At 67.8% G+C, this 26524-nt stretch carries 21 protein-coding genes and 1 pseudogene; 8 read left to right on the top strand and 14 right to left on the bottom strand.

Annotated features, from left to right (window positions below):
- Nucleotides 1-27 precede the first annotated feature (27 nt).
- From AB0395_RS24890 to AB0395_RS24870, 5 genes are all read left to right on the top strand, one after another.
- Nucleotides 28-633, top strand: coding sequence for a TetR/AcrR family transcriptional regulator (locus tag AB0395_RS24890; RefSeq protein WP_366284330.1), 606 nt, complete (start codon nt 28-30; stop codon nt 631-633).
- Nucleotides 634-675: 42 nt separating this feature from the next.
- A complete protein-coding gene (locus AB0395_RS24885; protein WP_366284328.1) occupies nt 676-1584 on the top strand; it encodes a PLP-dependent lyase/thiolase in 909 nt (302 codons plus the stop codon).
- Between the two features lie 325 nt (nt 1585-1909).
- Nucleotides 1910-3001 (top strand): 2-hydroxyacid dehydrogenase, encoded by a 1092-nt coding sequence (locus tag AB0395_RS24880; RefSeq protein WP_366284326.1) that lies wholly within the window; start codon nt 1910-1912, stop codon nt 2999-3001.
- A gap of 26 nt (nt 3002-3027) precedes the next feature.
- Entirely contained in the window at nt 3028-4152 is a 1125-nt protein-coding gene (locus AB0395_RS24875; protein WP_366284324.1) for a hypothetical protein, read from the top strand.
- Between the two features lie 11 nt (nt 4153-4163).
- Nucleotides 4164-5162 carry an FAD-dependent oxidoreductase gene (locus AB0395_RS24870; protein ID WP_366284321.1) on the top strand — a complete coding sequence of 333 codons (999 nt, stop codon included), beginning with the start codon at nt 4164-4166 and terminating at the stop codon, nt 5160-5162.
- Nucleotides 5163-5187: 25 nt separating this feature from the next.
- Here AB0395_RS24870 and AB0395_RS24865 read toward each other — a convergent pair whose 3' ends face one another.
- The 3 genes from AB0395_RS24865 to AB0395_RS24855 form a co-directional block, all read right to left on the bottom strand.
- Nucleotides 5188-7950, bottom strand: a complete 2763-nt coding sequence (locus AB0395_RS24865; RefSeq protein ID WP_366284318.1) for an SUMF1/EgtB/PvdO family nonheme iron enzyme — start codon at nt 7948-7950, stop codon at nt 5188-5190.
- On the bottom strand, nt 7947-8516 hold the full coding sequence (locus tag AB0395_RS24860) for a hypothetical protein (protein ID WP_366284315.1): 570 nt from the start codon (nt 8514-8516) through the stop codon (nt 7947-7949). The genes AB0395_RS24865 and AB0395_RS24860 overlap by 4 nt, the downstream gene beginning before the upstream one ends.
- A gap of 500 nt (nt 8517-9016) precedes the next feature.
- Nucleotides 9017-10150 carry an SGNH/GDSL hydrolase family protein gene (locus AB0395_RS24855; RefSeq protein WP_366284313.1) on the bottom strand — a complete coding sequence of 378 codons (1134 nt, stop codon included), beginning with the start codon at nt 10148-10150 and terminating at the stop codon, nt 9017-9019.
- 668 nt (nt 10151-10818) lie between these two features.
- Between AB0395_RS24855 and AB0395_RS24850 the strand changes: the two genes are divergently transcribed.
- Entirely contained in the window at nt 10819-11658 is an 840-nt protein-coding gene (locus tag AB0395_RS24850) for an SAM-dependent methyltransferase (protein WP_366284311.1), read from the top strand.
- Nucleotides 11659-11843: 185 nt separating this feature from the next.
- Here AB0395_RS24850 and AB0395_RS24845 read toward each other — a convergent pair whose 3' ends face one another.
- Nucleotides 11844-12440: a YbhB/YbcL family Raf kinase inhibitor-like protein gene (locus tag AB0395_RS24845; protein WP_366284308.1), complete on the bottom strand. Its 597-nt coding sequence runs from the start codon at nt 12438-12440 to the stop codon at nt 11844-11846.
- Nucleotides 12441-12725: 285 nt separating this feature from the next.
- Nucleotides 12726-14024 (bottom strand): hypothetical protein, encoded by a 1299-nt coding sequence (locus AB0395_RS24840; RefSeq protein ID WP_366284306.1) that lies wholly within the window; start codon nt 14022-14024, stop codon nt 12726-12728.
- A gap of 464 nt (nt 14025-14488) precedes the next feature.
- On the opposite strand from AB0395_RS24840, the gene AB0395_RS24835 reads away from it, so the two are divergent.
- Together AB0395_RS24835 and AB0395_RS24830 are read left to right on the top strand one after the other, a co-directional pair.
- Nucleotides 14489-15145 (top strand): response regulator transcription factor, encoded by a 657-nt coding sequence (locus tag AB0395_RS24835; protein ID WP_366284303.1) that lies wholly within the window; start codon nt 14489-14491, stop codon nt 15143-15145.
- 14 nt (nt 15146-15159) lie between these two features.
- A complete protein-coding gene (locus AB0395_RS24830; RefSeq protein ID WP_366284301.1) occupies nt 15160-16293 on the top strand; it encodes a HAMP domain-containing sensor histidine kinase in 1134 nt (377 codons plus the stop codon).
- A gap of 286 nt (nt 16294-16579) precedes the next feature.
- On the opposite strand, the gene cas2e is transcribed toward AB0395_RS24830, so the two are convergent.
- From cas2e to AB0395_RS24785, 9 genes and pseudogenes are all read right to left on the bottom strand, one after another.
- Complete coding sequence (gene cas2e, locus AB0395_RS24825; protein ID WP_366284299.1) at nt 16580-16936, bottom strand: type I-E CRISPR-associated endoribonuclease Cas2e; 357 nt, start codon at nt 16934-16936, stop codon at nt 16580-16582.
- Nucleotides 16933-17717, bottom strand: a pseudogene (gene cas1e / locus AB0395_RS24820) (type I-E CRISPR-associated endonuclease Cas1e). Before cas1e ends, cas2e begins: the two are co-directional and overlap by 4 nt.
- A 3-nt stretch (nt 17718-17720) precedes the next feature.
- Entirely contained in the window at nt 17721-18437 is a 717-nt protein-coding gene (gene cas6e / locus AB0395_RS24815) for a type I-E CRISPR-associated protein Cas6/Cse3/CasE (RefSeq protein ID WP_366284297.1), read from the bottom strand.
- A complete protein-coding gene (cas5e, locus tag AB0395_RS24810; RefSeq protein WP_366284295.1) occupies nt 18437-19138 on the bottom strand; it encodes a type I-E CRISPR-associated protein Cas5/CasD in 702 nt (233 codons plus the stop codon). Before cas5e ends, cas6e begins: the two co-directional genes overlap by 1 nt.
- Nucleotides 19135-20337, bottom strand: a complete 1203-nt coding sequence (gene cas7e / locus AB0395_RS24805) for a type I-E CRISPR-associated protein Cas7/Cse4/CasC (protein ID WP_366284292.1) — start codon at nt 20335-20337, stop codon at nt 19135-19137. The genes cas5e and cas7e overlap by 4 nt, the downstream gene beginning before the upstream one ends.
- Complete coding sequence (gene casB, locus AB0395_RS24800; protein WP_366284289.1) at nt 20337-20963, bottom strand: type I-E CRISPR-associated protein Cse2/CasB; 627 nt, start codon at nt 20961-20963, stop codon at nt 20337-20339. The genes cas7e and casB overlap by 1 nt, the downstream gene beginning before the upstream one ends.
- A gap of 2 nt (nt 20964-20965) precedes the next feature.
- Entirely contained in the window at nt 20966-22714 is a 1749-nt protein-coding gene (casA, locus tag AB0395_RS24795) for a type I-E CRISPR-associated protein Cse1/CasA (protein WP_366284287.1), read from the bottom strand.
- Nucleotides 22704-25601 carry a CRISPR-associated helicase Cas3' gene (cas3, locus tag AB0395_RS24790; protein ID WP_366284286.1) on the bottom strand — a complete coding sequence of 966 codons (2898 nt, stop codon included), beginning with the start codon at nt 25599-25601 and terminating at the stop codon, nt 22704-22706. Before cas3 ends, casA begins: the two co-directional genes overlap by 11 nt.
- Before the next feature lie 720 nt (nt 25602-26321).
- Nucleotides 26322-26519, bottom strand: coding sequence for a DUF397 domain-containing protein (locus AB0395_RS24785; RefSeq protein ID WP_366284283.1), 198 nt, complete (start codon nt 26517-26519; stop codon nt 26322-26324).
- Between the last annotated feature and the right edge of the window lie 5 nt (nt 26520-26524).

Genomic DNA, 26524 nt, shown 5'->3' with positions numbered 1-26524 from the left:
GGCCCGCTGAGCGAGGAAGATAGTGACATGTCCAATCCCGGTCGGCCCCAGGCACGTGGTCAGGCCCGCAAGGAGCACATCCTGGCGGTGGCCCTCAGGATCTTCGCGGAGAACGGCTACCGCGGCGCCTCCATCGCGGAGATCGCCGAGGGGTGTGGCCTGTCGCAGCCCGGCCTGCTGCACCACTTTCCCACGAAGGCCGACCTTCTCATCGCGGTCCTGGAGTACCGCGACAAGCTCGACGCGGAGAAGTTCCACGTCGACGACCCGGCCCCCGGCACCGCGGCCCTGCGGCGGTACGTCGACATCGTCGAGCACAACGCGCACCTGCCCGGCCTGGTGAAGCTGTTCGCCATCGTGACCGGCGAGGCGGCCGTCAGCACCGCGCACCCTGCGCGCGCGTGGGCCGTCGACCGCTACGAGAAGCTCATCGGCGGCCTCGCGGCCAACCTGCGGCTCGGCGTGGAGAACGGCTCGATCCGCGCCGACGTCGACACGACGGCCGTGGCGCGGCGGGTGTTCTCGATGATGGACGGCCTGCAACTGCAGTGGCTGCTCAACCCAGAGCAGGTGGACATGCCAGGTCTTTTCCGGTCATTCATCGACGACCTGACCGTCGAGATCACGGCCTGACCGGGAGGCACTCCCACCAGGCCACCCCTGGAGAAGCCGCCGATGGATCATCTACCAGCGATTCGGGAAGCAGCGGAACGAATCCGCGAGCATGTCGTCGTCACCGGCTGCGTCGAACTGGCAGAGGGCCTGTGGTTCAAACGCGAGGATCTCCAGTCCGGCGGCTCGTTCAAGACGCGCGGTGTCGCGAACGTCCTACTGGAGGCGGACGAGAGATCACGTGGCAGAGGGGCGGTCTGTGTGTCCAGCGGCAACACGGGGCGGGCGCTGTGCGAGCTGGCGGGAAAGCTGGGGATCGCCTGCCACGTCTTCGTCACCGACCAGATCGACCCTCGCAAGCGCCGGCTCCTGGACGACGCGGGAGCACACGTGGTCCAGGTGGGCCGATCGTTCTCCGAGACGGCCGAAGCGGCTTTCGACTTCGCCCGCGCGCGGAACCTCGTCTACTGCTCCCCCGGCCAGAGCTGGCCCTTCGTCCACGGTGTGGGGACCATCGGGATCGAACTGGCGGCCCAGGTCGACGTGGGCACCGTCTATCTCCCCATCGGCGGCGGTGGCCTCGCCTCCGGGGTCGGCCTCGCACTCGGCCTGCTGCCCGCGGAACACCGGCCCCGCGTCGTCGGAGTCCAGCCGACGGCCTCCCCCTTCGTCTACGAACACTTCCATTTCGGCCGCGTCCTGTCGACCACCTCGGCCCCTTCCGTGGCCGACTGCCTCACCGGCGATCTGGAACACGGCGCCAAAATACTGGAGGTGGCACGGGACGTCCTCGCCGATGTCCTGCTGGTGGACGATCAGGAGATCATCGAGGCGTGGGAGAGGCTTCGGGCACACGGGGTCCACGTCGAACCGGGAGCGGCGGCGGGATACGCGGGGGCGTTGAAGGACTCCCGGTCCCGGCTCGGCGACGAGCGCGCCTGCGTCCTGCTGACCGGCGGTGTTCCCTCCTGAACTCCACATAAATCCCACCGCATCCCTCAATCCCTATAGGACGTTTATATAACGTCACCGCAAGAAACCGTGATGAACGCCCCGGCAAACAAGCACACCGGCCCCCGGAAGCCCTCGTAGATCATCGTTTCCCCCTCCCGGCTGGGCGTCCGCGGACATCACCCTCCAGGATGCCCACATAAATAAGAGGCATAAGGGTCACATAACCAGAAATCTGGACATATGTTTATCACTTCATCTTTGACCGCAACCTCCGGTCAGACACCAAGCCTCTCGCACGTTCCTTCCAGAATGCGACGGACTCGGATACAATCTTTTACCACCGATGCACGGCCGCCAAGGAGTGGCGACCGCGCGCCTTGATGGCCTGCCTCCCATCCGATACATCTGTTATCAGCATCCTTTTCCACTGCCCATCCGGCCCACCAAGCGGTACTACAAGGACGGCGGAAACGTTATGTCCCAGAAGGTGCTCGTTACCGGGACGAGCGTGCGACCGGAGCTTCTCCAGCCCTTACGTGACCGCGGATGGTCTGTGGACAATCCACCACATCTGCTGTCGGAGGGTGAACTCAAGAAAGCACTTTCCGAGGCCGACGCATATCTGCTCGGCGGGGACGAAAGGGCCGGTCGCGACGCCATCGCAGGCGCCTCCAACCTGAAGATCATCGCTTTCCTCGGCATGGGATACGAGGCCTACGTCGACTCCGCGGCCGCTCTCGAACACGGCGTCGTCGTCACCAACACGCCCGGCACTCTCAGCAACGCCGTCGCGGAGCTCACCATCGGCCATCTCCTGTCCGGCGTACGGAAGATCCACTACTACGCTCACCTGTACGAAACCGGCCAGAGCGGTTCCGAGGAGAAACAACGCGACATCGCCGCCCTGCACCACGGCATCGTCGGCATGGGCGGAATCGGCACACGCGTCGCGGAAATCCTCCGCAGGGGCTTCGACGCCAGGGTCAGCTACTACTCGCGGACCAGAAAGCCCGAGCTCGAAGAGTCGATCGGCATCGAGTACCTCCCGCTCGACGAGCTGACCGGCGTCGTCGACACCCTCATCGTCCTCACCCCCGGCAACGAGGAGACACCGGGACTGATCGGGGAGCGTCAGCTCGCCGGCGCACGACCCGGGCTGGTCCTCGTCAACACGGCCCGGCCGGAGATCGTCGACGCCGACGCTCTCAACGACGCCCTGGACTCCGGCAGAGTCTCCTACGCGGCCTTCGACGACTTCTACAAGGCGGACGGAGCGTCACGACAGGAGCTCGCGTCGAAGATCCCGAGCCGGTTGCTGGTCACAGGGCACATCGGCTCCCTCACCCATGACGCGCGTGACGCCATGGGCATCCTCGCCGTCAAGTCGATCGTGAGCATGCTGGAGACCGGAACCCCCCTCCATCGCGTGGTGTGATGCACCGTTCCCGAACGGAGACCCAGATGCGCGAGGTCAAGAAGGTCCTCATCCTGGGCTACGGGGTCCTGGGCGGCAGGGTGGTCGACGAGGTTCTCCGGGCGCATCCCGGCATCCAGGTGTTCGTCGCAGGACGAAACGAACGACGGCTGGAGGAGCGGGTCAACCTGGCGCGATACGCCGCGCTGAACTACGGCGACGCGGCCGAGGTAACCGCCGTGCCGATCGATCTGCTCGACGGCGAGCGGACCGCCAAGGCCGTGGAGGCGCTACGACCCGACCTGGTCCTCAACGCGACGTCGATGCTTCCGTGGTGGAGACTCGACGAGCTGCCGCCACGAGTGCGAGACGGGATCAAGAAGGCGGGCAGCGGCATCTGGGCGGCAACCGATCTGCTCCTGCCGCTGCGCCTCACCCAGGCCCTGGACAGGGCTGGATTCGACGGCGTGTTCGTCAACGCGTCGTTCGCCGATCTCGTCAACCCCGTCGTCTTCAACCCGGCCGTGGGTCCCGTGTGCGGGATCGGCAACGTCGCGAACGCCGTCCCCGGCCTGACCCTCGCCGCGGCGGCCATGCTGGAGGAGGACATCCGCGACGTACGCATCCGTTTCGTGGCGCATCACTTCTTGAGCTACACCATGCCCACGACCGGAACCGGTGGCGGCGCCCCGTACATCCTGCAGGTCCTCGTGCGCGAGGAGGACGTCTCCCCCGAGATCGATCCTGAGGCGCTCTTCAGGAGCGTCGCGACCAGGTTCCGGCGCGTCAAGGGGGTCGCGGGCCAGGCCGTGACGGTGAGTTCGGCGATGAGCGTGGTGAACGCCCTGATCGACGGACGATCGAGATACGCGCACGCGCCGGGCGTCCTCGGCAGGGCCGGCGGCTATCCCGTAAGGATCGACGGTGGCTCCGTCGAGTTCGATCTGCCCGGCACGACGGATCCGACGGAGGCCGAGGCGGTGAACAGCACCGCCGCGGCGTGGGACGGCATCAGAGCCGTTTCCAGAACGGACGGAATATGGGTGACGGACAGCGCGGCGGCGATAGCACAAGAAATGCTCAAATACGATGCGAACGGAATCAGCATCGAGAACTGTGAGGAAAAGGCCGTCGAGCTCGCGGAGAGGTTCGAATCGCTGCTCCGGGATTGAGGCGTGACCGAATGAGAAGACGCCCGGTTGTCCTCGGAGCCGGGGTCGTCGGCCTGCTCACCGCGAAAAGGCTGAGCGACCGGGGGCACCGGGTCACGATCGTCAGTGACGCCTTTCCGCTGTCGACCACCTCCGCGGCGGCGGGAAGCATCATCCTCCCGTTCTTCCCCTTCGCGCCGGGGTCGCAGGAGTTCACCCGCAGGATGCGGTGGACCGAGTCGTCTCTGGAGATGTATCACACCTTCTCCGCGGGTGTTCACTGCTCCGTGGTCGATCACGTCGAGTTCTGCCGGGACGGCCTCCTGGAGGGGTCCTTCCCGATCGAATGGCTTCCGCAGGTCAATCTGGAGGGGGTACAGGTCGTCAGTCTGGATACCGGCTTTCACGGCCATCAGCAGTATGTGCGTTTCAAGCTGCCGTGCGTCGACACGCTGGGTTTTCTGAACGACCTCTTCACGAGCGTCCTGAGCCGCGGCGTCGAGTTCGTCAGGGCGCGGATCACCTCCAAGAGCCTCACCGAGCTCCCCGCGGAGTCCGTTTTCAACTGCATGGGCTTCGGCAGCGCGGCCGTGTTCCCCGACCCCGAGCTCGTGCCGGTCTTCGGGCAGGTGGCCAGGCTGGAGCCGCTCGGTGTCGAGTTCGGCGTCGGGGTGGGGGAGTTCATCGGCCTGTCGACCGCCCACAACCTCTATGTGGGCTCACTGTTCATCGCGGGTGAGCATCGGGGCGTCCCGAGCCGGGCTCACCACCTCCGGTTGAGCGAGTTCTCCGCCGAGATCCTCCCGGCGGCCCTCTCACTGGTCGGTGTGCCCCCCGCCCCCGTCTCCTTCGACAGGCTCGTGGAGGTCCGCGCGGGGGTCCGGCCCTTACGCCGGTCGGGTGTGCGGCTGGAGGTCGAGGAGGTCATGGGCAAGACGGTGGTGCACAACTACGGTCACGGCGCACACGGCTGGACGCTGGCGTGGGGTTCCGTCATCGACGCCGTCGAACTGTGGGAGAGCCTGAGGTGACGGGCGCCAGGGGAACGACCGGCCGTTACCTCGCCCTGGCGAGGATGACCCGGATGCCGAGATCCTCGTAGGCGTTGAAAGGGGGATCGAAGGTCCTGAAGGTCACCTCCCCGGACTCGGGCTCCTGGGAGAGCCAGGAGCCGCCGCGGGTGACACGATCGCTCATGCTGTCCGTCACGGCGTCGACCGTCACGCTCTCCAGCGTGTAGAGATCGGGCCTGGACCCGGTCCACTCCCAGACGTTTCCCACGATGTCCAAAGGACCGTCGGCCCAGCGGGCCCAGGGAAAGATGCCGACCGCGCACGTGCGTCCCACGGCGGAGTTCCGGTGATCCATGGTGTGCGCCCGAGGGCCTGACGAGGGCGGTTCGACCCCCCAGGGGTACGGTCCCGTCCCATCTCGGCGAGCCGCGAACTCCCATTCGAACTCCGTCGGCAGCCGGATGGCGTGCCCTTCGGGCAGGCAGCCGTTGTCCGCGAGCCAGCGGGTGAGCCAGACGCAGTACGCCTCCGCCTCCCAGTAGTTCACGCCGACGACCGGCTGGTTGGGGCGGTTGAAGCGCGGATGGTGCCAGTACAGAGGGGCGGAACGGCGGAGCTGGCGATGCGCCACGGCCCTCAGGTCCTCCCGGGTTATCCGCCCGGCGAGGATCTCCGTCTGAAAGTGGATCTCCGCGGCCTCCTCGACCAGCGTCCGCAGCTCGGCGAGGAAATCGGGATCGTTCCTCATCCAGTTACGGCCTGCGCCCGACGTCCAATAGGACGCCGTCCGGTATCCACCGGCCCTGATGAACCGGGCGTACTCGAGGTTGGTCACCGGCAGCAGACCGACGGAGAACGGCAGCAGGAGCCGCTCGACCTGGGGACTCGCGGGAACCTTCGCGTACTTCTCCCGCGTCACGCGGTGGGGAGTCCGCCTTCCGAAGGTGATCGGTCCCGCCGGGGTCAGGGGCACGAGGGAGGCGACGAAGGAGCCGGGGACCGCGGCCAGGGCCTCGACCCGGGGATCGCCCAGGCTGCCCAGCGCGTCGCCGATGCGCACGCGCAGCGGGAACTCGAAGGTCTGGTCTTCCAGCAGGTCGACGAGCAAGCCGACGATCAGTGTCTGCATCAGCCGGATCGACGCCCAGCCGCCTACCACCGACCCCGGTCTCGTCAGTTCGATGACCATCTCACCGACGGCCAGCAGCGCGATGGCCCGTTCCCTGCCGTGCGCGGAACGCCCGTACTCCACCAGCTCGGAGGCCACGGAGGACACGTAGGTCGCGGCCTCGCGCGTACCGGTCGCCTTCCAGCCCGCCCAGTAGCGAAGGGGCAGTAGCCATCGAGGGTCGGTCAGCAACGTCGTCAGCTCGGCGGGCTCCAGCTGGTCGAGCTGCTGCCCGGTGAGGACCTCGCGGAAGACGTTGTGCGAGAACTCGTAGCGCCTCGGACCGGTCTGGATCACGATGCCGTGTCCCCGCTCGACGTACTCGACGAGCTCGGCCACCCGGGCGGTGGTGAGGTCGACGCGCCCCGTCATCCGGTGCCCTTCGACCACGCTGTCGAGGGCGTCGAAGATGTCGCCGGGCGCGAACGCCTGGTCTCCCGCAGCGTTCTCCCGCAGCGTGATCCGGTAGGCGAGAAGGCGGAGCGCCTCGATCACGATCTCGTCGCGCCCGCCTCGCAGCGCACCTCCTGTTTCCGGGTCACCGTTCCTGCGGCTGCGTGGATTCTTCACCATGAGGAACTGGATCGCCCTGCTGGCGACCTCCGAGATGTTCCTGGGGAAGTCGTCTTCGGGGCGGAAGACGATCTGCATCAGATTGAGCAGAAGCGGAACCTCGGCGAGCTTGCCGAGGTCCGGATCGAACCGGACGAGTTCCAGGAGGGACGCCTCCCGCGCGTCCCAGTCGCGGAGCGTCTCCCCCCGGGCCGCCGCGGAAGCGGTCGCGGCTCGATGCCAGCGCTCGATCGACTTCTCGACCTGCTCGCGGCTGAACGTGCCGATGGCGTAGTGAAAGGCCGTCGGCAGCACGGTTTCAGTGGATGACCGGTATTCACTGTCACGGGAGGTGAGGAGAACCCGCCCTGACGGGTGGGCCTCCTGGAAGTCGACGATCGCCGAATGGAGCTTCGTCCGGTTCAGGGTGCCCGAGGCGGCGTCGTCGAGGCGGCCTGGAGGAACCTCGTCGAACCCGTCGACGATGATCTGGCAACGGTCCAGCTCCGTGAGCAGGATGTTCGCCATCTCGGTCTCCATCGACCTGGATATCCCCGGTATCTCCTTCAGCGCGGCGTGCACCAGGCACGTCACCGGGTCGGCGGAGCTCTGGAAGTTGATCGTGCGCGCGGGGACGAGCAGCGGGATGACTTCCCGGCTCACGTCCCCCTCCAGCATGTCCGTCGCCAGCCTGGCCGCGACGTATCGGCAGACCGTGGACTTGCCCGAGCCCGCCCGTCCCAGAATGACCTGGGTGGGCTCGTTGCTCTCGAACAGCACCCGGTCGAGGGGGACTTCGGGATTGGCCGAGAACTGGACGCCCTGCCGGGTGGCCCCGAGCGCGAGGGCGCAGACCATCGGCATCACCCAGACGTCGGTGAGTTTGGCCTTCCGCGAGCCCACCAGGTTCAGGGTCGCCAGGAACTCCGACGGATCGCCGAACTCGAGGCAGTCGGCGTGGGCCGTCAGCCGGGTGAGATACGACCGGAGGATTCGCGTCCTGCGCGACGGCTGCCCCGAAGGGCCCAGGCCCTCACCGACCGCGGGCAGCAGCCAGTCGGCACCGGACCGCTCGGACTCGTTCATTCCCCGGCCTGCCTCTCACACTTCTCGATGCCGTGGGCGGAACGTCGCCACTTTCCGCCGTTCGCGTCGTGGAACTCGAAGGCGAGGCTTGGCTGTGTCTCCTCTCCCCTGCCCTCCAGTGCCTGCACCCGCAGGTCGGTCGCGCCGGGGCGCACGGGCCCCTGTTTCTCCCCGCTCAGGACGACCGCGGGTTCGCTCTCGATCACGACCCGCCATGAGAAGATCGGCATTGACGTGTGGTTCTCGAAGTGCAGAACCCACACTCGCCGCGAGCCGTGATCAAGCCGGGGTTCGAGCCAGCAGTACACGCGTGTCAGCTCGGCCACGCGCACGGCCTCCCGCTCCTGCTCCAGCCGTCGTTGGCCGGAGGCGAAGGTGCCGACCGCCACGATCACCGCGACCGCCGACGCAACGCCCGATACCAGCTCTCCCCAGCTTCCGGCCGAATCGTGGTCGACACGGGTGCCGACCAGCGTGAGCCCCCAGAACTGCAACGAGAGCGACAGGAGCAGCAGGACCAGGAGCGTGACACTGAGCCATGCCGAAGAGAGGACCCGGCGCCACATGGGTTGCTCCTTGAGGGAAGTTTCATAAGAAAGCAATACAAGGACACTTGCGTAGGGACAATTGTGGACAAAGTTGGCATCTCTAAATATGCCTGATCCCTCGACCACGGAAGGCAGGCGTTCGCCGCCCGCAGCCCGCATGGCCCCGATTTCGATCGTCTCGGTTCACCGGCGGATGAACACGAACGGCGAATAAGAGGTGCGGGAAGAAGTATTCAATCCAGGGGAGCGCACGACGTACGGTGATATCGATCCATCTCCACCTAACGAGAGCGTGGCGATGTTGCACCGCATTATACAAGTGCGCCCTTAGGGACGGTAGACCGCAATCCGCGCCATACGTAATTGCAAGGTGGGTCGTCCCGGTCCACCACAAGGGCCGGTCAGCCGAATTCCACCCGAATCTCCCAGAGAACGACCTAGCGTTCTCTCCCTCCATGTCCAGTGCCCCGTTTCCGAAGGACCAGGCTGTCCGGCCCTTCGGGAAACGGGAGGGCTCGCTACAGCGCGAGGGAGGCGAGGTCCACGGTGTCCGCCATCGCCTGGGCGCCCGCGTCGTTGAGGTGCATGTGGTCGCCGCTGTCGAAGTCGGCGCGAAGGTGGTCGGGCCGCTCCGGGTCCTCGACGGCCGCCGCCACGTCGAACACGGCGTCGAAGACGCCGCCGGTGCGGATCCACTCGTTGACCGTCCGCCGGATCTCCCGCACCTCGGGCGAGTCCATACCGGGATAGATGGAGTCGGCGAACGGGCCGATCGTCGCCGCCAGGATCCTGAGACCGGCTTCGTGGCTCCTGCGGGCGAGCTCGGTGAAACCGGCGATGAGGTCGTCGGCCGTCGCGGGCGGCAGACCCGCCATGCCGGGCAGACCCAGGTCGTTGATACCGAAGTTGATCAGAACGTGGCTCACGCCGGGCACCTGAAGCACGTCGCGGTCGAACCTGTCCAGAGCGCGCTCACCGACCTCGTCGGTGAGCAGGCGGTTGCCCGCGATGCCCTGGTTGACCACCCAGCCTCGACTGAGTCGCCGGTTCAGCAGGTTCGGGGAACGCCGGTTGGTGCCGGACGTGCTGCCGACCCCTTCGAACCAGGAGTCGCCGAAGGCGACGGCGACCGTGGTGCCCTCGGGGACCAGCACGTCGACCCCGGTGACGTAGAACCGCGAGTCGACCTCCTCGGCCTCGGGGAACGCCACGTCGGAGACGGCGTTGCCCGCCGTCACGTAACCGGTCTCCGCGGGCTGGTGGGAGAAGGTGGCCAGGCCCGTCTCCTCAGGGAGGTACAGGCTCAGCACCAGGTCGGTGCCCGCGCCGACCGCCAGTTCGACGGGGTCGCTCACGATCTGGCCACCCGCGGGGATCGTCGTCTCCGTCTCCCCGCCGAAGCGGAGTTCGGTGTCGGTCTCCGCGACGATCTCCCCGCCCGACTTCCGCACGGCCACCCTGGCCGCGGCGACGGTCAGCGGTCGCGTGCCGTACCGGTTGGTGAGCCGTACCCGCAGTGCCGCTCCGCCCCCGTCGAGATGGAGGATCTGCCGCAGGGTCTGGTCGGCGAAGGAACGCGACTCCTTGAAGGAGATCTCCCCGGACGGACTGATCACCGCGGACCGGAAGGCCGCTACCCAAGTTGTGGTCATAGCCGCCCCAACCTCGTGCCGGATGACCGTATTCCACCCGCTAAAAGCCTTTTTACGGCTGACCCTTACCGCCATCTCGGACACGCCGCCGCAGGGGGAACAGGGGACGTCCGCCCACACATCATCACCGCCTCCTCCGCCTGCGGGTCTCGGCGGGCACACCGGCGACCCCAAAAGAATAAACAGAACAAATACCATCAAAACGGGCCACCAGGCCAGAGTCCGGGAAGGGCGTCACGTCGGACCGATCACACCCATCGGAAATGTGAATAATTTTTCCACGCATTACAACATATCGCTGGAGTCACATTGGCATCTCACGTAATGCGTCTTCTGAATTGTGATGCTTCGCCGGACGGGGTTCCGAGCCCCGCCACGCCGTACGCCGGAGCACTCCTCCCCGCCCCGCACGGCGCGACAGGCGGCGGGTCCGCCCACTCGGAGCAGGGTATTCGAACTGGTCCGCGACAAGATTGCCCGCCCGGCTCACCCGGGCGGTGCGGCACTCCGGTACGGCGAAGGAAGCAGGTAAGTTACCCCTTTCCTTCGAGCTTAAAATGTTCTCATCCCGCAATCTCCGCCTGGCCCCATTTGGGCGAAGTGGGCATATGATCGACAAGCTTTATAGCTATATGAACGATGTCGAACCGAAGACCGGAGGATCATCCTTGTCGGGAAACTTGGACTGGTCCAGACTGACGCCTGACAGCTCGAAGCCCGTCGACCTGCGCACGAACCAGGCCCACTCGGCCCGGGTCTACGACTACATGCTGGGCGGCAAGGACAACTTCGCGGCCGACCGTAAGGTCGCGGAAGAGGTCATCGCCGTCGCCCCCTACCTGACGACGTCGGTGCGGGCGAACCGGAACTTCATGGTCCGCGTGGCCCGCTACCTCGCCGCCGAGCAGGGCATCAGCCAGTTCCTGGACATCGGCACCGGGCTGCCCACCTCGCCGAACCTCCACGAGGTCGTGCAGGAGGTCAACCCCGAGGCGCGGATCGTCTACATCGATAACGACCCCATCGTGTTGCAACACGCCCGCGCCCTCCTCGTCGGCACGCCGACGGGCAGGACCACTTACATCGACGCCGACATCCGTGACCCGCAGGGCATCCTCAGCGCGGCCGAGACGCAGGAAACCCTCGACCTGAGCAAGCCCGTCGCCCTCTGCCTGATCGCCATCCTGCACTTCATCGCCGACGAGCAGGAGGCGCACGACATCGTCGACGAGCTCATGCGGCCCCTGGCGCCGGGCAGCGCCCTGGCCCTGTCCACCATCGCGATCGACGGCGCCCCGGAACGGGTCACGTCGGCCGTCGCGGCGTTCAACCAGCGCGGGATCGCCTCGAAGACCCGCACCAGGGCCGAGGTCGACCTCTTCTTCGAGGGCCTGGAACTGGTTCCCCCCGGCGCGACCCCCGTGCACCACTGGCACCCGGACGACGAGGCGAGGTCCCTGAAGGACAACGAGGTCTCGATGTACGGCGGCATCGGCATCAAGCGCTGACACCACGGCACGCGGCCCCCGCGTGGTCAGGCCCGTGAACGGTGAAGGGAGACTCCCCGCGCATGCGAGGTGTCCCCTTCACCGGAAGGAACGAGATTTTCAGAACGGGCGAGACACCTCGGACACCATCGCGGGAACCCGTCGTGGCATGACCCGCATCGATACCGACGAGGTCTCGCCCCGCCTCACGACTCGCCGGACACCCTGGCCGATCCCAGCGACGCGTTGGCGATGGCCCTGGCCGCGGTCTGCGTCGATGAGTTGGTGGTCAGTTCGGACAGTTTCGCCTTGTTGAGCGCGTAGACCACGAACTCGTACGTGTTCACCGTCGTGGGCGAGCAGGGGCCCTGGTAGCCGTAGAGGCTGGCGCTTCCACGGTAGTAGACCTGCCTGGCTCCCGAGGGGACCGAGGGCCGATAGGCGTGCTCGACGTTCTGCGGCAGTGAGGTCACGTTCACCGGGATGTCGTAGATCACCCAGTGGATGAGATTGTTGTTGTCGAGATCGCGCATGACGATCGCGTAGCTCTGGGCAGAGGCCGGAGCACCGGCCCACGTCAGCGGCGGGGACTCGTTCTTCTGGCGCGGGTCGTTGTTGCCGCTGCTGGTGCACTCGTGAACCTTCGGGATCACCCCGCCCGGGGGGAAGGCGCTGCTCGTCACGGTGAACGCGGCACGGCCCGCCTCTGCCGATCCCGCGATCGACGGTGCGGCGGCGGCGATGGAGAGGCCGGCGGTCAATGTGCCGACCAGGGCGTACGACACGGCTCGTTTGATGGTCACAGAGGACTCCTAAGGGGGGGTTTTGGTCCTGGTGCTCCACCCGTTTTACAGTGACATTTACTGATATTTACTTATGTCGTGGTCATAGTGTACGGATCGAGGTTTCCGCCCGCTACCACCCGTATCGGGAACCTTGCTCTCCATCGTCACTGACGTCACGAAACCGCCGGCGATCCGCTGAGCCGCGGTTCGGGAGGAGAACGGGGCCGTGAGGCACGGCCTGTTCCGGTCAGGCCCCGTTCCCTGTCAGGCCCGTCGTTCCTGGTCAGACCCTGTCGTTTCCTGTCAGGCCCCGTCGCGGGAACCCGCGAGGCCCAGGGCGGCGGCGAGGCAGGCGACCGGGATCGCGGGCAGGACGTAACGGTGGTCGAAGTCGAGGACGGCGACCGGCGCGACGAGGAGGAACACCGCGACGGCCCACGGCAGCAGGGCCAGGCGGCGCCGTAACAGCGCGCCGAGCCCGCCGAGCAGCAGGACCACGCCCAGTAGCGGACCGTGCAGATACGCGGGATATGTGTAGGCCGCCAGCAGCCCGGCGTACGGCTCGACCGAGTACAGGCCGCGGATGCCCGGGTCGTACTCACGACGGACCTTGTCGATCAGCGGAAAGTCGGGCAGCGGCCAGCTCCCCCTCGGGAAGGTGAGGGCCGGATTGACCCGCTTCGGATGGGCGACCGGGGTCCAGGCGAAGGTGAGAGAGGTGTCCTTGACGACCTCGCGCAGATAGTCGAGCGGCTGGGCGACGATGGCCCGCAGGGCGAAGGATCGAGCCAGGTCGTTGTGCGAGAACCGGCCGCCGGGCAGCTTGTTGAGGGACGCGTCCGGGGCCCAGACGTACTCGGAGGCCGCGTCCACGACCGTGCCGTTCGGACACAGCTTGGCCTCCTCCCCAGGCGGTTTGATCACCGCGCAATCGGCGAAGGTCATGGTCCGCGCCCACAGCGCCACGCCGTCGGAACCGCTGAGCGCGAATCTGCCGCGGTGCGCGGCGTACCACCCCGCGTACGCCGCCAGCGGCAGGATCCCGGCCAGCGCGAGTGCCACCACGGGCCGCCAGCCGGTACGGCGCACCAGGAGATACAGCAGGAACAGGCCGAGCAGGGGAACCGCGACCGTCCGGGTGAGCCCGGCGAGCGCGAGCAACAGGCCCGCGCAGACGGCGGCCCCCGCCGACGGCTCACGACGCCAGAGCAGGACGGTGAGCGCGGCGACGACCAGGAAGATGAGCTGCATGTCCGACAGGACGGCGTGCTCCAGCCTCAGGAACGCCGGGTCGAACAGGACGGGCAGCGTGGCCAGAGCCGCCCCCCACCCGGGAAGTGACCTGCGCCGCAGCGACACGTAGATCATCAGCCCGATGCCAAGCCCCATGGCGTGCTGGACGCCCGCGATCACCTCGACGCTGTGGAAGGGGCGCAGCGCCCACAGCAGGAAGGGATAACCGGTCGGGTGGAACTGCTCGGACGGCCTCATGTGCACGGCGGTGTCGAGATAGCTGAAGGAGTCGTACCAGTAGAGCTGGGCGGGCCGGTAGCCGAGCATGGTCACCACTCGCAGCGCCCCCGCGCCTGCGAGAACCAGCACGAACAACCAGTGGCCCGAGAGGGCCCGGAGCGGCGGGCCGTACGACCACCGCGAACCAGGAGGCCCGTGCCTCCCCGGCGAACCGGGAGGGTCGTGCGTCTCTGGCGGATCGGGAGGGTCGTGCGTCTCCGGTACCGCGGACGGCCCGAGCGCTCCGGACAAGGTGGAAGATTCAGGCGCCTCCAGCGGAGCGGGAGATCCGGGCGTCCCCGGCGGGGCGGAAGGTCCGGGCGCCTCCGGCGCGGCAGGCGGGGCAACGGATTCCAGACGCGGCATCGATCACTCTCCTGTTCCGGCGCGGGACGGTTGCCCTCGCCGGTGGTGGAGTAGAGCCGATGATCGATAACCTGGGCGTCACCGAATCTGGTTATGCCCGGGTTATATGCGTTACGGCACCCTGGGCGGAATGCGCATTCCAGCGGAATGCGCATTTCATCTACGCCGGGGATTCAGGGGGAGAGTCGTTGCGCGTTCTGATCGCCGAGGACGAGCGCATGCTCGCGGACTCGATCGCGGAGGGCCTGCGCGCCGAGGCGCTGGCCGTCGACATCGCCTACGACGGCGACGCGGCACTCGAACGGCTCGCCATCCACGACTACGACGTGCTGATCCTGGACCGCGACCTGCCTCTCGTCCACGGCGACGACGTCTGCAAGGCCGTGGTCGACTCCGGCGCCCTCGTCAGGATCCTGATGCTGACCGCGGCGGCCGACGTCCGCGCCCGCGTCTCGGGACTGTCCCTCGGCGCGGACGACTACCTGCCCAAGCCGTTCGCCTTCGAGGAACTCGTCGCCCGCGTGCACGCGCTGGGCCGCCGGGCCAGGCCCGCCGACCCGCCGATGCTGGAGCGGGCGGGCCTACGGCTCGACCGCGCCCACCGGCAGGTCTACCGCGACGGCCGGTACGTCCCGCTGGCCCGCAAGGAGTTCGGCGTGCTCGCCGAGCTACTGCGGGCGGACGGCGCGGTCGTCTCCGCCGAAGACCTGCTGGAGAAGGTGTGGGACGAGCACATCGACCCGTTCACCAACACCGTGCGGATGACGATGATGAAGCTGCGCCGCAAGCTGGGCGACCCTCCCGTCATCGAGACCGTTCCCGGAGTGGGGTATCGCATCCAATGAAACCCACCGCCAGAATGCGGCTCGCACTGACCTGCGGCGGAGTGTTCTTCGTTGTCGGAGCCCTGTTGCTCTGGAGTGCCTACTTCCTGGTGCGCAACAGTCTGGAACCCCGCGACGGGCTGGGAAGGCCCGAGTACATCACCATGTCCAACGGGGTCTACGCGCCGAACACCTCCGAGTACTACGTGGCCGTCAAGCGGGTGGACCAGGTGAGACGGATCTACCAGCGCGACACGCTGAGCACGCTGCTCACCGTGGGAGGCCTCGGGCTCGTCGTCACCAGCGCGGGAGCCGTCTGGTTCGGCTGGTGGGCGGGTGACTGGGCGTTGCGCCCGATCCGGCAGGTGACGGAGACCGCCAGACGGGTCGCCCAGAGCCACAACCTCACCGAACGCATCGCCTACACCGGGCCGCGTGACGAGGTCGCCGAGCTGGCCGACGTCTTCGATGTCATGCTCGCCCGCCTCGCCCGCGCCTTCGACGGCCAGCGCCGCTTCGTCGCCAACGCCTCACACGAGCTGCGCACCCCGCTCACCATCAACCGGACACTCGTGGACGTGGCGGTCAGACGGCACGACGCGACCGAGGACGTCAGACAGCTCGGCGAGTCCCTGCTGCTGGTCAACACCCGGCACGAACGGCTGATCGACGGCCTGCTCGCCCTCGCCGAGGGCGAGCAGGCCGTCCTCGACCGGCGCCCCTTCGACCTGACGGACGTGGTGGAACACGTCCTCGACCAGGCGAGCGCGGAGGCGAAGGAACACCGGGTGATCCTGCACCGGCTACTGGACGCGGCTCCGACGGCCGGGGACCCCGTGCTGCTGGAACGGCTCGTGCAGAACCTCGTCGAGAACGCGATCCGGCACAACCAGGCCGGTGGCGAGGTGTGGGTGACCACCCGGCAGCGCACGGACGTGGCCGAGCTGGTCGTGGCGAACACCGGGCTCCAGGTCCCGCCGTACGAGATCGAAACGATCTTCGAACCCTTCCGCAGGCTGCACGGCGACCGCCTGCGCTCCGAACGCGGCAGCGGCCTGGGCCTGTCCATCGTCCGCGCCATCGCCGACGCCCACGGCGGCACGGTCACCGCCCGCCCCCGCGAGGAGGGCGGCCTCACCATGACCGTCGAACTCCCCGCCACCTCCTGACCCGGGACCATCCCCGCGTGCGCGGGGAGCATGGCCCCCTGACCGGACACACCGGCCCCACCACGGGACCATCCCCGCGTGCGCGGGGAGCATCTGGGCGACCTGATCCCGGACCGTCTGGCACCGGGACCATCCCCGCGTGCGCGGGGAGCATACTCGCTGACCTGCACGTTCACAGTGGAGCAGCGCGGATTTTTAGCACTTCTGCAGACTCGGGCATTTCGGACAATCTTGGAGTCTCGCTTTCGATGACGGGTGACGAGGGACTGATATGCGGTAACGGCGATCAGCGTTGTCCGTAGCGGCGGCGTTTGGAGGCCTTGCTCCAGCCTTGAGGGGCTCCGTCGGCGGTCGAAGCGATTGCGGGCTGCTGCTTCGGGCGACGGATCAGAATAAGACCCTCATGATCGATCGGGTGCCATTTGTGATCGTATGTCGCGAAGGCGAATCCTTGCTCGTTGTCGGTGGTGTAGGCCAGAAGTGCACGCCCGGTATCCGCATACTGTGCCACCTCCGCCCACAGCGCTTCCCGGATCCGCCTCGACGGGCCTCCGATGAAGACACCGGGAGAGATCTCCATCAGCCAGCGGGTCAGGAACCCGCGCAAGCCCGCAGGACAGCGGGTGAGCACGATGACGGTCACCAGATCACTCCGTCGTCATAATTACGGCCCGACTCCACCTCGGCTCCGTGGTCACTCTGGAGAGTCACCCGGTCGATGTCGTCCTCGACAGGAGGATCTTCCGCCTCACCTAACAGAACGAGATGCTTGATGTCGTTCACACGATGAAGCCGAGTCCGGGAGCGCAACCGAGAGCTGAGACGGCGGTCTGGGCTATGCCGTACATGCACTGGGCGGCGGCGGTGACCGCCCGGTTGACGGGGTCCCCGGAGTCGAAGTCTCCGGGAACATACACCCTGCCGTTCCAGGGAACGCCCGCCCTCGCGGCCTCCCTCCGGTAACACTCCTTGACCCTGCGCCCCTCCCTGCCGAGAAGCTCGTGCCGGGTGAGACCGGCCGGATCCTCATTCGGGAAGCGCATCCGGTACATCTCACGAGCGACTTCGAGCCTGGTACGGCGGTTGGCCCATCTGGCCGCCTGCGCTTCGACCAGAGCGGAGGAACGGCTCAGTGACCTGCCACCCGAGTAGAAACGCACCCCCTGCTCCCCCACCCACACCACGCCTGCCCCGCTGTCGCCCAGCACGCTCATCGCCTGGTGGGTGACACGGGTTCCGGGGCCGAGCAGAAGCGTGCCGATCGTCGCGGACGGGATGTGGGTGACGCCCTCGGCGTCCTCGGCGGTGAGGGCGTTGTCCTCGCGGTGCAGAACGCACCGCTCAAGGTAGACGAACGAGAGCCGGTCCCCCATCCGGGTGAGCTCACGCGGCGAGGACGCACCACGTCTGCCTACGGTGGTCATCCGTCACACCACCGCCAGTGTCATCAGACCGCAGCCGTACGCCTTGCCCCTGCCGAGCCCGTGGGTCAACATGCGGCGGAGCGCGTCCGGGTCGGTCACCTCCAGCCACCCATCGAAGGTGACGGCGGTCAGGGTGACCAACTGCCGCTGCCCGGCTTTGTGAAAGGACAGCTGACGCTGGTCACGGACGGCCAACTCGTACCGATCCCCCTTCGGTGTCAGGGCGTATCGGTCTCCCTCTGGGAGAAGCCGCCGTTCCTGAGGCCTCTCGACCACTCGGAATCCGGCCTCCTCCTGGCGTCGCAACAGCCAGCCCGACTGGTGACGCGGCCCGACGTGCGCGGTGACCTTGGTCGGCTCCCCGGCCGTACGGCGGATGCTGTGGACAGGGTTGGCGGTGAGCCGGAAGGCCCACAGGTCGCCCTTGGCCAGCCGGGACAGAAAAGGACCGTAGTCGCGGGTGTCCCAGCGGCCGGTCTGGGGCCAGCCGGCCTGCTCGACCAGGTGGGTGAGGTCGGGCTCGGCGACGCTGACGACGTAGAGAAAGGTCTCGGCGGCGCTGTCGCGGTCGAGCCGCCACAGCACCCTTGGCCCGTCTCCACCGGGCAATGGAATCTCCGCGAAAGAGGACATCACCGCAGCGTGCAGGCGCTGCGGCGACGACAGCAGCCTACGAGCGCCGGTCCTGGCGGTGTTGACGCGGAACCTGGTCAGATACATCAGACGCTCTCCAGCGCGGACATCGGGTCGTGGCCGGTCCGCGCGGTGGGGTTGGGTACGGACACCGACGGCAGGTGACGGACGCCGCGCAAGGCGTACCGGCGGTGCAGCGGGTCGAAGCTGAGCGGCTGGTCGCGCAGGGTGTCCGCCCGGCCGTCCTCCTCGGTCCCCTCGACGAAAATCTCCAACTTGACGCTGGCCTGGCGGTACCGGCGCTGGTACCACGGCGCGGCCCGCCACTTCTCGTCCTCCAGCGCCTGCTCCAAGGGGAGGCCGGGATGGACATCGAGATCCAGCCGCCGCGACGGCGGACAGGAGCGGCGTCCGAGGTAGGGCAGGAAGACGGGTTCCCGCAATGCCCGGTGCAGCATGCCGATGAGTCCGGCCTCGCCTTCGACGCCCGCGACGAAGACCGCGTCGGCGAGGTAGAAGCGCTCGGAGACCGGCATGGCCTCACCCCCCGCGAAGTGGTGCGCGGTGTGGAAGTCGCGCAGGAGGGTGCCGCGCTGGTCGACGCGCACCCCGAAGCGCAGCGCGGCCAGGTCGGCGATGTCGTCGGTTCGCAGGCGCCCCTGGGCGGCGGCCAGCAGCCCGATGACGCCGCTCTTGGTCGGCACCGCCTCGGTCGTACGGCGGGCGAAGCGCGAGGACGCCCCCCACGACTGCAACGGACCGGCGAGCTGCATCAGCAGGACGCTCATGCCCCACCCTGTCGCCTGACGACCTCCGAGCCGACCGCCGCGACCAGCTCGTCGAGGGGCAGCTCCTCGGCGAGGCCGGACAGTGCCTCAGTGTTCCCGCCGATCCGCAGCAGCCATGCGGGGGTGTCGTCCGCGACACCGTAGGCCCTCTCGACCTGGGGAATGTAGGAGGCCAGTGCCCGCGATGTCTGCCGGAGATATCCGCCGACCTCCGGATCGGTACGGCACGGCTCCTCGAACGCGCCGACAAAACTGATCGGCCTGCTGGAACGGACCTTCACCAGCACCGCGTCCGGCAGTGTGTGGTTGGCGAAGGTGTTGATCTTCCCGGTGGGCATTGAGGTCAGGAAGCACCGGGTGAACGCCTCGACGGCCCGTCGCACGGGTTCGGTGACCGGCTCGTCCTCCCTCAGCCCCTCACCGAGGTTGCGGCGCAGCAGGTCCACGTCGACGGCGGCGTAGCGGTAGAGGGTTGCGGAGTTGAACTCCACGGTGCCGATCATGCCCGCGCCCGCGTCGTCGTCCTCCCGCTCCTTGTAGTCGTCGACCGCCGTGTAGTAATCGGACTCGTTGTCCACCCGGTGCACGCTGATGGCGTGCGCGACCTGCGCGGCGGCATCGACGTTGATCTCGGCGCCGTCGGCGACCATCCGGCCGAACAGCGCGATGTCGACCGAGTGCCTGCCACCCGCGAGCTGCCTGGCCAGCTCTCTCGTCGCCTTGTCCTTGAAGTAGTCCTTGCCGGCCCCGTACCCCTTGACCGCGATCTCGGCCAGTCCGTCGAGCTGGTGGGCGCTGAGGAACAGCAGATACTTCGACTCCGGCGCGGCCTCGGTCTCGGGCTTGTCCTCCTTGCCCTCTTTGCTCTTGCGCTTGGGGACCTCGACCTTGGTGCCGGTGGCGAGCTGGACCGTCTGTGCGGCCAAGGTCCACGCCTCGGCCTGCCCGATCGTCCCATCAAGTCGCGCGATCCGCCCGGCCAGCAGCTCAGCCACCCTGCGGGTACGCACCCCCAACTCGGCGGGGTCGAGCAGGTCATGGAACTCGCGCCGGGTCGCGCGCTTCCACGCCTGGCTGGAGACCCGGGCGCGGCGCACCCCGCCGTAAACCCCCGTCTTGGGGGTGCCGGTGTCGTCGCGGTTCAGGCAGCTCGGCGGAACGGTCTGCAGCACGTGGAAATCGAGGATGGTGCGGGTCATCAGACGTCCTTGTCTGTGGAACCGGCGTCGCCGGAGTCGTCGGAACGGTATGCGTGGAAGCTGCGCCCCCACCTCTCGCGGACCCGGCGCATCCCCTCAGGGGTCTGAGCCAGGTAGAGCTGCTCGGCCAGCAGGGCGTAGTCGAGTGGGATCGACTCCCTGCGCAGCAGTGAGACGAGCTGGCGCAGCCGGTCGGCCAGTGCCTCGCGCGTCTCTGCGGAACCGGCCCGCACGAAGTGGCACCGGATCGGCTCGTCGAGGTCACCGGGCGGCATCAGCCTCCGTACAGCGGCGCCCAGCTCGACCCTGCGCCGGTGCATGCCCTGCTCTGAGCGTGACTGCTGGTGCAGCGCGTAGAGGGTGACGGCGAGGAAGAGCGCGGCCTCGGCCCTCGTCTCCTCGGTCTCGGACAACTCCCCTTCGTCGTACAGACGCTCGGTGCCGGTCATGCCCCACAGGTCGGGCACGTCCGCCGGGAGCTTTCCCGCACCGCGCCTGAGCCGGGCCAGGGTGGCGACGGCCCAGCTCTCATCCTTGAGGTAGCCCTTCTGCAGCTCGCCGATGTAGGCACCGGCGACCTCACCGACCAGCCCTGCCACGGGCCGCCGGGTAGTTGGGGTGGTCATGGTCATTTCTCCGTATCCGGCGGTCCGCCGCCGTTCTCGAAACCGCCATCCTCGACGTCGTCCGGAGAGCCGATGTCCGGGAGGTCGTCGCCCGGCGGGTCTCCGTCGGGCGAATCCCGGCGAGGGCGGCCCGTGCCGGGCAACGCCTTACGCAACCGGGCACGGAACAGCAGGTCGGCCAGTGAGGCGTTCAACCAGACCTGCTTGCCCTTCCAGGTCTCGACGCGTCCCTGCCAGGCCTCCGCCCCCGCCGAACCGACCAGTTCCCCGCCCAGCCTCCCGACGCACCGTCGTGCCTCGTCCTGCCAGAGCGCCCTGGGATCTGCGGAGGCGCCCTCGGAGCCGAGCGCGGCGAGCCAGTCACGGAACGGGCCGTCCAGGGTGGCAAACCCGAGGTCCCTGGCCGCCGCCTTGGGGGCCTCGGCGTCGGCTCCGGACGCCCGCGCGAGATCGGCGGCCAGGTCGCCCAGCACGGTCACGGCCTTCTCCGCGTCGGACACCGCGTCGATCGCGGTCTGGCCGAGACGTCTGTCGTTCTCCTTCAGCAGGATGACCCGCATCGCCACGGCGTCGTCGACGATCTCGTCGATGACGGACTGCTGGGTGCCATACACCACGCCGAACAATCGGGCCCGGATCAGGAAGTCCGTGGGCATGTCACTCTCGACGGTGAGACGGGCCACCCAGTCGAGGATGCGCGGCCGGACGACGGCCGCCGCCTCACTCCGCTGCTCGCCTCCCTCTGCGCGACCGGCGATCAGCGCGCCCAGCCCACGCCACACGCTGCGGGCGGGGTCGTGCTCGCGCGGGAGGTACACCTGCGCCAGGCTCAGTTTCTTCTCCTGCGCCGGGCTGCGTCGCCAGCCCGTCATCGGCTCGTGGGCATGCATGTTGTGCGGGGCGAGCGGATCGCCGTACGTCAGCACGACACCGTGCACGCCGTCGGCGTCGAAGGCGAGCCGTACCCGCCTGGACTGCCAGGTATACAGGTCACGCACCCCCGCTGGGCGAGTGCTCAGCTCCCCGGGCTTCGCCTGTCCCGGCTCCACCGGGTCACGTCGCCAGGTGGGCAGGTCACGGCGAGGATCGATCCGCAGGTTGGGGGTGTCGAAGGCGACCAGGTTGAGCAGTAGCGTCTCGGCGAGCGTGTCCCCCTCGGCCAGGACTCCGCCGAGGGTGCCCGCCCAGGCGACCCCCAATGGATACGCCTTGCCGCCCTTGACCCTGTCGTCGCCCTTGACGCCGGTCTTGATGCCGGAGGTGTCGAAGGCGTGGGCGTGCACCAGCCAGCGGGCGGCCTCGTCGAAGCCGAGCCGGTCGACGCCCCTGGCCCGCATGGTGAAGAAGGGCCTGCCGTTGGGGACGTCGGCGACCAGCCGGTCCAGCGAGCCGACCTCGCCCGACATGGCGCTCAGCCCGGCCGTCTGGAAGAACGGCTGCCGCGGGTGCAGCAGGTCGAAGCGCTCACGGTGCTCGTCCAGGTAGTCCGTGACACGGTCGGCGGGCAGCCCCTTGTCCCACAGCTCCTGCCAATCTTCGATCTCGCGCGGCCCGTCGACCGCGTCGTGCAGGATCGCCAGCAACAGCCGCAGCAGCGCGAACTCCTGGGTCGGCACGTCCCCGACGAGCCGCCGCAGCTCGTGAGCCTGGGCGAAGACGTCCCGCAGGGACAACTTGTCCGCACCGCCGTCGCGACGCCGTACCGGCAGCCACTGCTCACGGGTCAGGTCAAAGGATGGGTCATTCGGCACGCGACACCTTCAGGCCGTCGTCAGGGGTGTAGTGCAGGCCGTAGCCTGCCAGTCGGGTCCGACATTCCTCGTCGAGCACGAGGATCAGCTCTCCGGCCAGCCAGGGGCTCTCCTTCGACTGCCACGCCGGAACGTACTCGGCCTCCAGCTCCCTGATGGCCTGATCGATCGTCCCGGGGAATGAGAAGTGGTACGGCAGTCGCAGCCCGCACGAGGCCACGACCCGGGCGAGCCTCGGCTCGGGCGCCGTGTCCACCGGAAGTTCGAGGCCGCCGCGCCCCTCACTCAACCACGGCACCGTGACCAGGGACCCGTCGGCCAGTCGCTGGACCACCAGCACCTCCAGGGAGTCGACACCGTCCCTGACCTGCGCCCGTCCTCCGGGAGACTCGTCGGCGTCACCGACCCCCGCCTCGACCCAGCCGAGCAGTGAGCGCCCCGCTCTGCCGACCTCGCCGATCTGGAAGTCCTGCGCCTTGCGGTGCTGTTCCTTCCGGCGCAGGTCGTGGTCCTCGCAAGCCCGGGTCATGGCCTCCTGCCAGGTGTCCGGGCCGACCTGTTCGGAGCCGTACACCTTCTGCACGAGCGGGCTGATGTCCTGCGGCAGCCGTACCACGTGCCCCGTCTTCGCCGTCCCGGCGAGGTACGGCTCAAGCACGGCGGCCGATCTCAGCAACACGTGTGCGCCGTAGACGGTCCGGGAGCCACTCACCGGCTCGACCGGTGTCGTCTCCCAGTCCGCGCCGGTCAGCAGGCAGCGGGCCATACGCAACGGCTCGGGACGGTCACTCTGCCCCTCGCCGCGTGAGTGCCGGTGCAGGCGCCCCATACGCTGCAATAACAGGTCAATCGGACATATATCGGACACCAGGAGGTCGAAGTCAATGTCGAGGGACTGCTCAGCGACCTGGCTGGCCACCACGATGTGCCGACCGGTGGGGCGGCAGCCCGCGCTCCGTTCCGGCGGGCCGAACCGGTCCAGCAAGTCGGCGTCCTTGGCAGCCCGGTCGAGGTCAAGAAACTGAGCGTGCGCCACAGTGACGTCCTTCTCGCCGAACCGCTCCCGCAAATACGCGGCGGCCTCCAGCACCCGGCCAACGGTGTTGCGCACCACCAGCGCACAGCCGCCCTCGGCCAGCTCGTCGGCGAGCCGGTCGCCCAGTTCCTCCAAGCCGTCGCCCAGCCCTTCGAGCCACACGTCGGTCTTCCGGCCCGACGCCTGTACGGCTTCGCACACGGGCTCACCACCTGGCTGGACCATCGTCAGCAACGGATAGCCCTCAGCGGCCTCCAGCTTCGCAAAGCCCTCGCCGCCCTCGGTCACCCCGGCGTACGCCTCGGCCAACTCGCGCCGCCGCGCGGCCGGAAGCGTCGCCGACAGCACGACCACCGGCACCCGGTAAGCACCCAACCACGACAGCACCCGGTCGAGGTAGGAATTCATATAGGCGTCGTAGGCGTGCGCCTCGTCGATCACCACGACCTTGCCCGCCAGAGCCAGGTGACGCAGCGCCAGGTGACGGCTCTTCAACCCCATGAAGAGCAACTGGTCGATCGTCCCTGTGACGAACGACGCCAGCATCCCCTTCTTGCTGCCCCGCAGCCACCGGTGCGCGACCAGCTCGGTCGGGTGTGCCCCTCGCCGTCGCTCGTCGCCGTCCTGCTCGATGCCGCGCATCCCTCGGCGGCCGGCCCGCATCAGCTCGGCGTAGGCGTCGTTCAGCGCCGCCTTGGAGTGCGCCAGCAGCACCGAACGCGGTCCGTCGCCGAACCCCTCGGCGGGAAGACGGCACAGCCAGTCGAGCATCCGGGGGAACATCGCACTGCCCGTGGCCATCGTGGGCAGCGCGACGAAACAGCCCCCCGCACCGGAACGAGCACCGAAGACCTCGGCGACCGCCAGCGCGACCTCGGTCTTTCCCTCCCCCATCGGCGCCTCGATCACCATCAGACCGGGGACGTCCATCTCGCGCGCCAGCCGTACGGCCCGCTCCTGAACGGGACGGATCCGCGCCCCGTCGGGAAGCCGGAACCGGGAGGCGAAGAGGTCGGCCGCCTCCCCCTCGGGCTCTGTCGCCCGCCACGGCTCCGGCAGGTCCAGCCCCCGCCACGCCGCCTCGACCCGCTCCTCATCACCCTGCCGGGTCGCCTCGGGAAAGTAGGGGAACAGGTCGGAGTTGCTGGCGATCCAGTCGGCCACGATGACCAAACCGGTCAGCAGCACCTGCGCGGGCTGCGGAAGCCTGACCTCCCGCCACACGGCCAGCCGGTCCTCCACCTCGCACACCTGTGCACACCGGTCGAGGATCTCCCACTGCACGCTCCGCCACAGCTCCTCGCGCCCCGAGGTGCGCAGCAACTCGGAACGGTCGGCCAGTTCCTTGATGTCCGAGCTGGTGGGCGGGATCCCGTGGTGACCTCCCGCGACGATCCCGAACGGCAGGGTCGAGCTCTTCGCCCAGCTGTACCGCTCGATCAACCACTCCCGGAGCAGCACCAGCCCGGCCAGGCCGTGCGGGGCGAGCTTGCGGTCGGTCATCCGCTCACGCGAGGGCATCTCCAGCCCGGCCTCCCGCATGACGTCGGCGAGCGACTCCACCTGGCAGGCGAAGGCGGGGGTGACCTTGCCGATGTCGTGCGTGGTCGCCAGCCAGACCGCCAGCCTGCGCGCGTCGTCCTCGCCCTCGGGAAGCGCCTCGGCGATCAACCTTCGAACCTGCGCGGGAAGCCAGCGATCCCACAACAACCCGGCGACGGCACCGCTGTCGGCCATGTGCCGCCACAGAGGAAGCCAGTCACCGGTCTCGCGATCATGCTTGGCCCAGACCGCACGGGCCGCCTTCGACAGCCCCTCGGTGAACCGCTTGTTCGACCGCCCGTTCGACATGGGAGCCATTAAACCCACGTTTACCGAACACGTCTCGAAAATTTGGCGCTTCCTTCAAAGTCAACCCGGCCAGGAGGGAGGCTCCTCACTCTCGGCAGGAGTTTCTTACCTCCACATAGAACATTTGACAATAAGCCACCCCCCACCCCGTGGACCAGTAACGACCGCCTCCGCCAACACAGCCCCCACGACCCCAAAGTCAGACAAATAACACAAATGCCAAAAGGCTTATTTTTCTCATATACGCCACAAAGCTACGAGAGCCACCTTCGCCGCATATCCGAAGCCTCAAGAAGGTTCTCCAGACCAGAGAACGAGGACACCCCAGCCACTACCCTGTCCCTAACATCCACATCTACAGACACCGGACGGCGCGCCCGAAATGTCCAAGTCATCGAAAGTGCTCAATTCTTGCCCGCCAAGCCGATAAACCCGCAGGTCAGCAAGTCTGCTCCCCACGCACGCGGGGATGGTCCCTTCGTTTGCCCGGTGCCGATCCGGCGGCCATCCTGCTCCCCACGCACGCGGGGATGGTCCCGTCGTCGGCCGGATCGGTGTACTCAAGAAGGACTGCTCCCCGCGCACGCGGTGATGGCCCCGTCTCAGGATTCCACTGCTCGAACTCGCCTTCCTGCTCCCCGCGCACGCGGGGCTATCACCCCTGGAAGTCTCCGCAATGGACCCCTGCGAGGAAGTCACCCCAGGCAGCCGAGGTGAATGTCAAGACTGACCCCTGGGATCCTTGCTGTCGCGAACGGCGACAAAGCCGGGAAGGTTCCTCGCAACCTCTACACAGCCGTTTCCGCCATCGCTGAAGCTGGACTTGCGCCAGTGAGCCGTGGACGAGGCGAGGGAGTCGGGCACGGCTGCCCCTTTCGGTGTCGCGCGCCCCTTAGATGAGGGCCGCGCGGCACCCATCTCTG

Source organism: Streptosporangium sp. NPDC051023, from assembly GCF_040689595.1.
GTDB lineage: Bacteria > Actinomycetota > Actinomycetes > Streptosporangiales > Streptosporangiaceae > Streptosporangium.
Note: the sequence above shows the minus strand (reverse complement) of the source record. Positions and strands in the feature narration are given on the sequence as shown.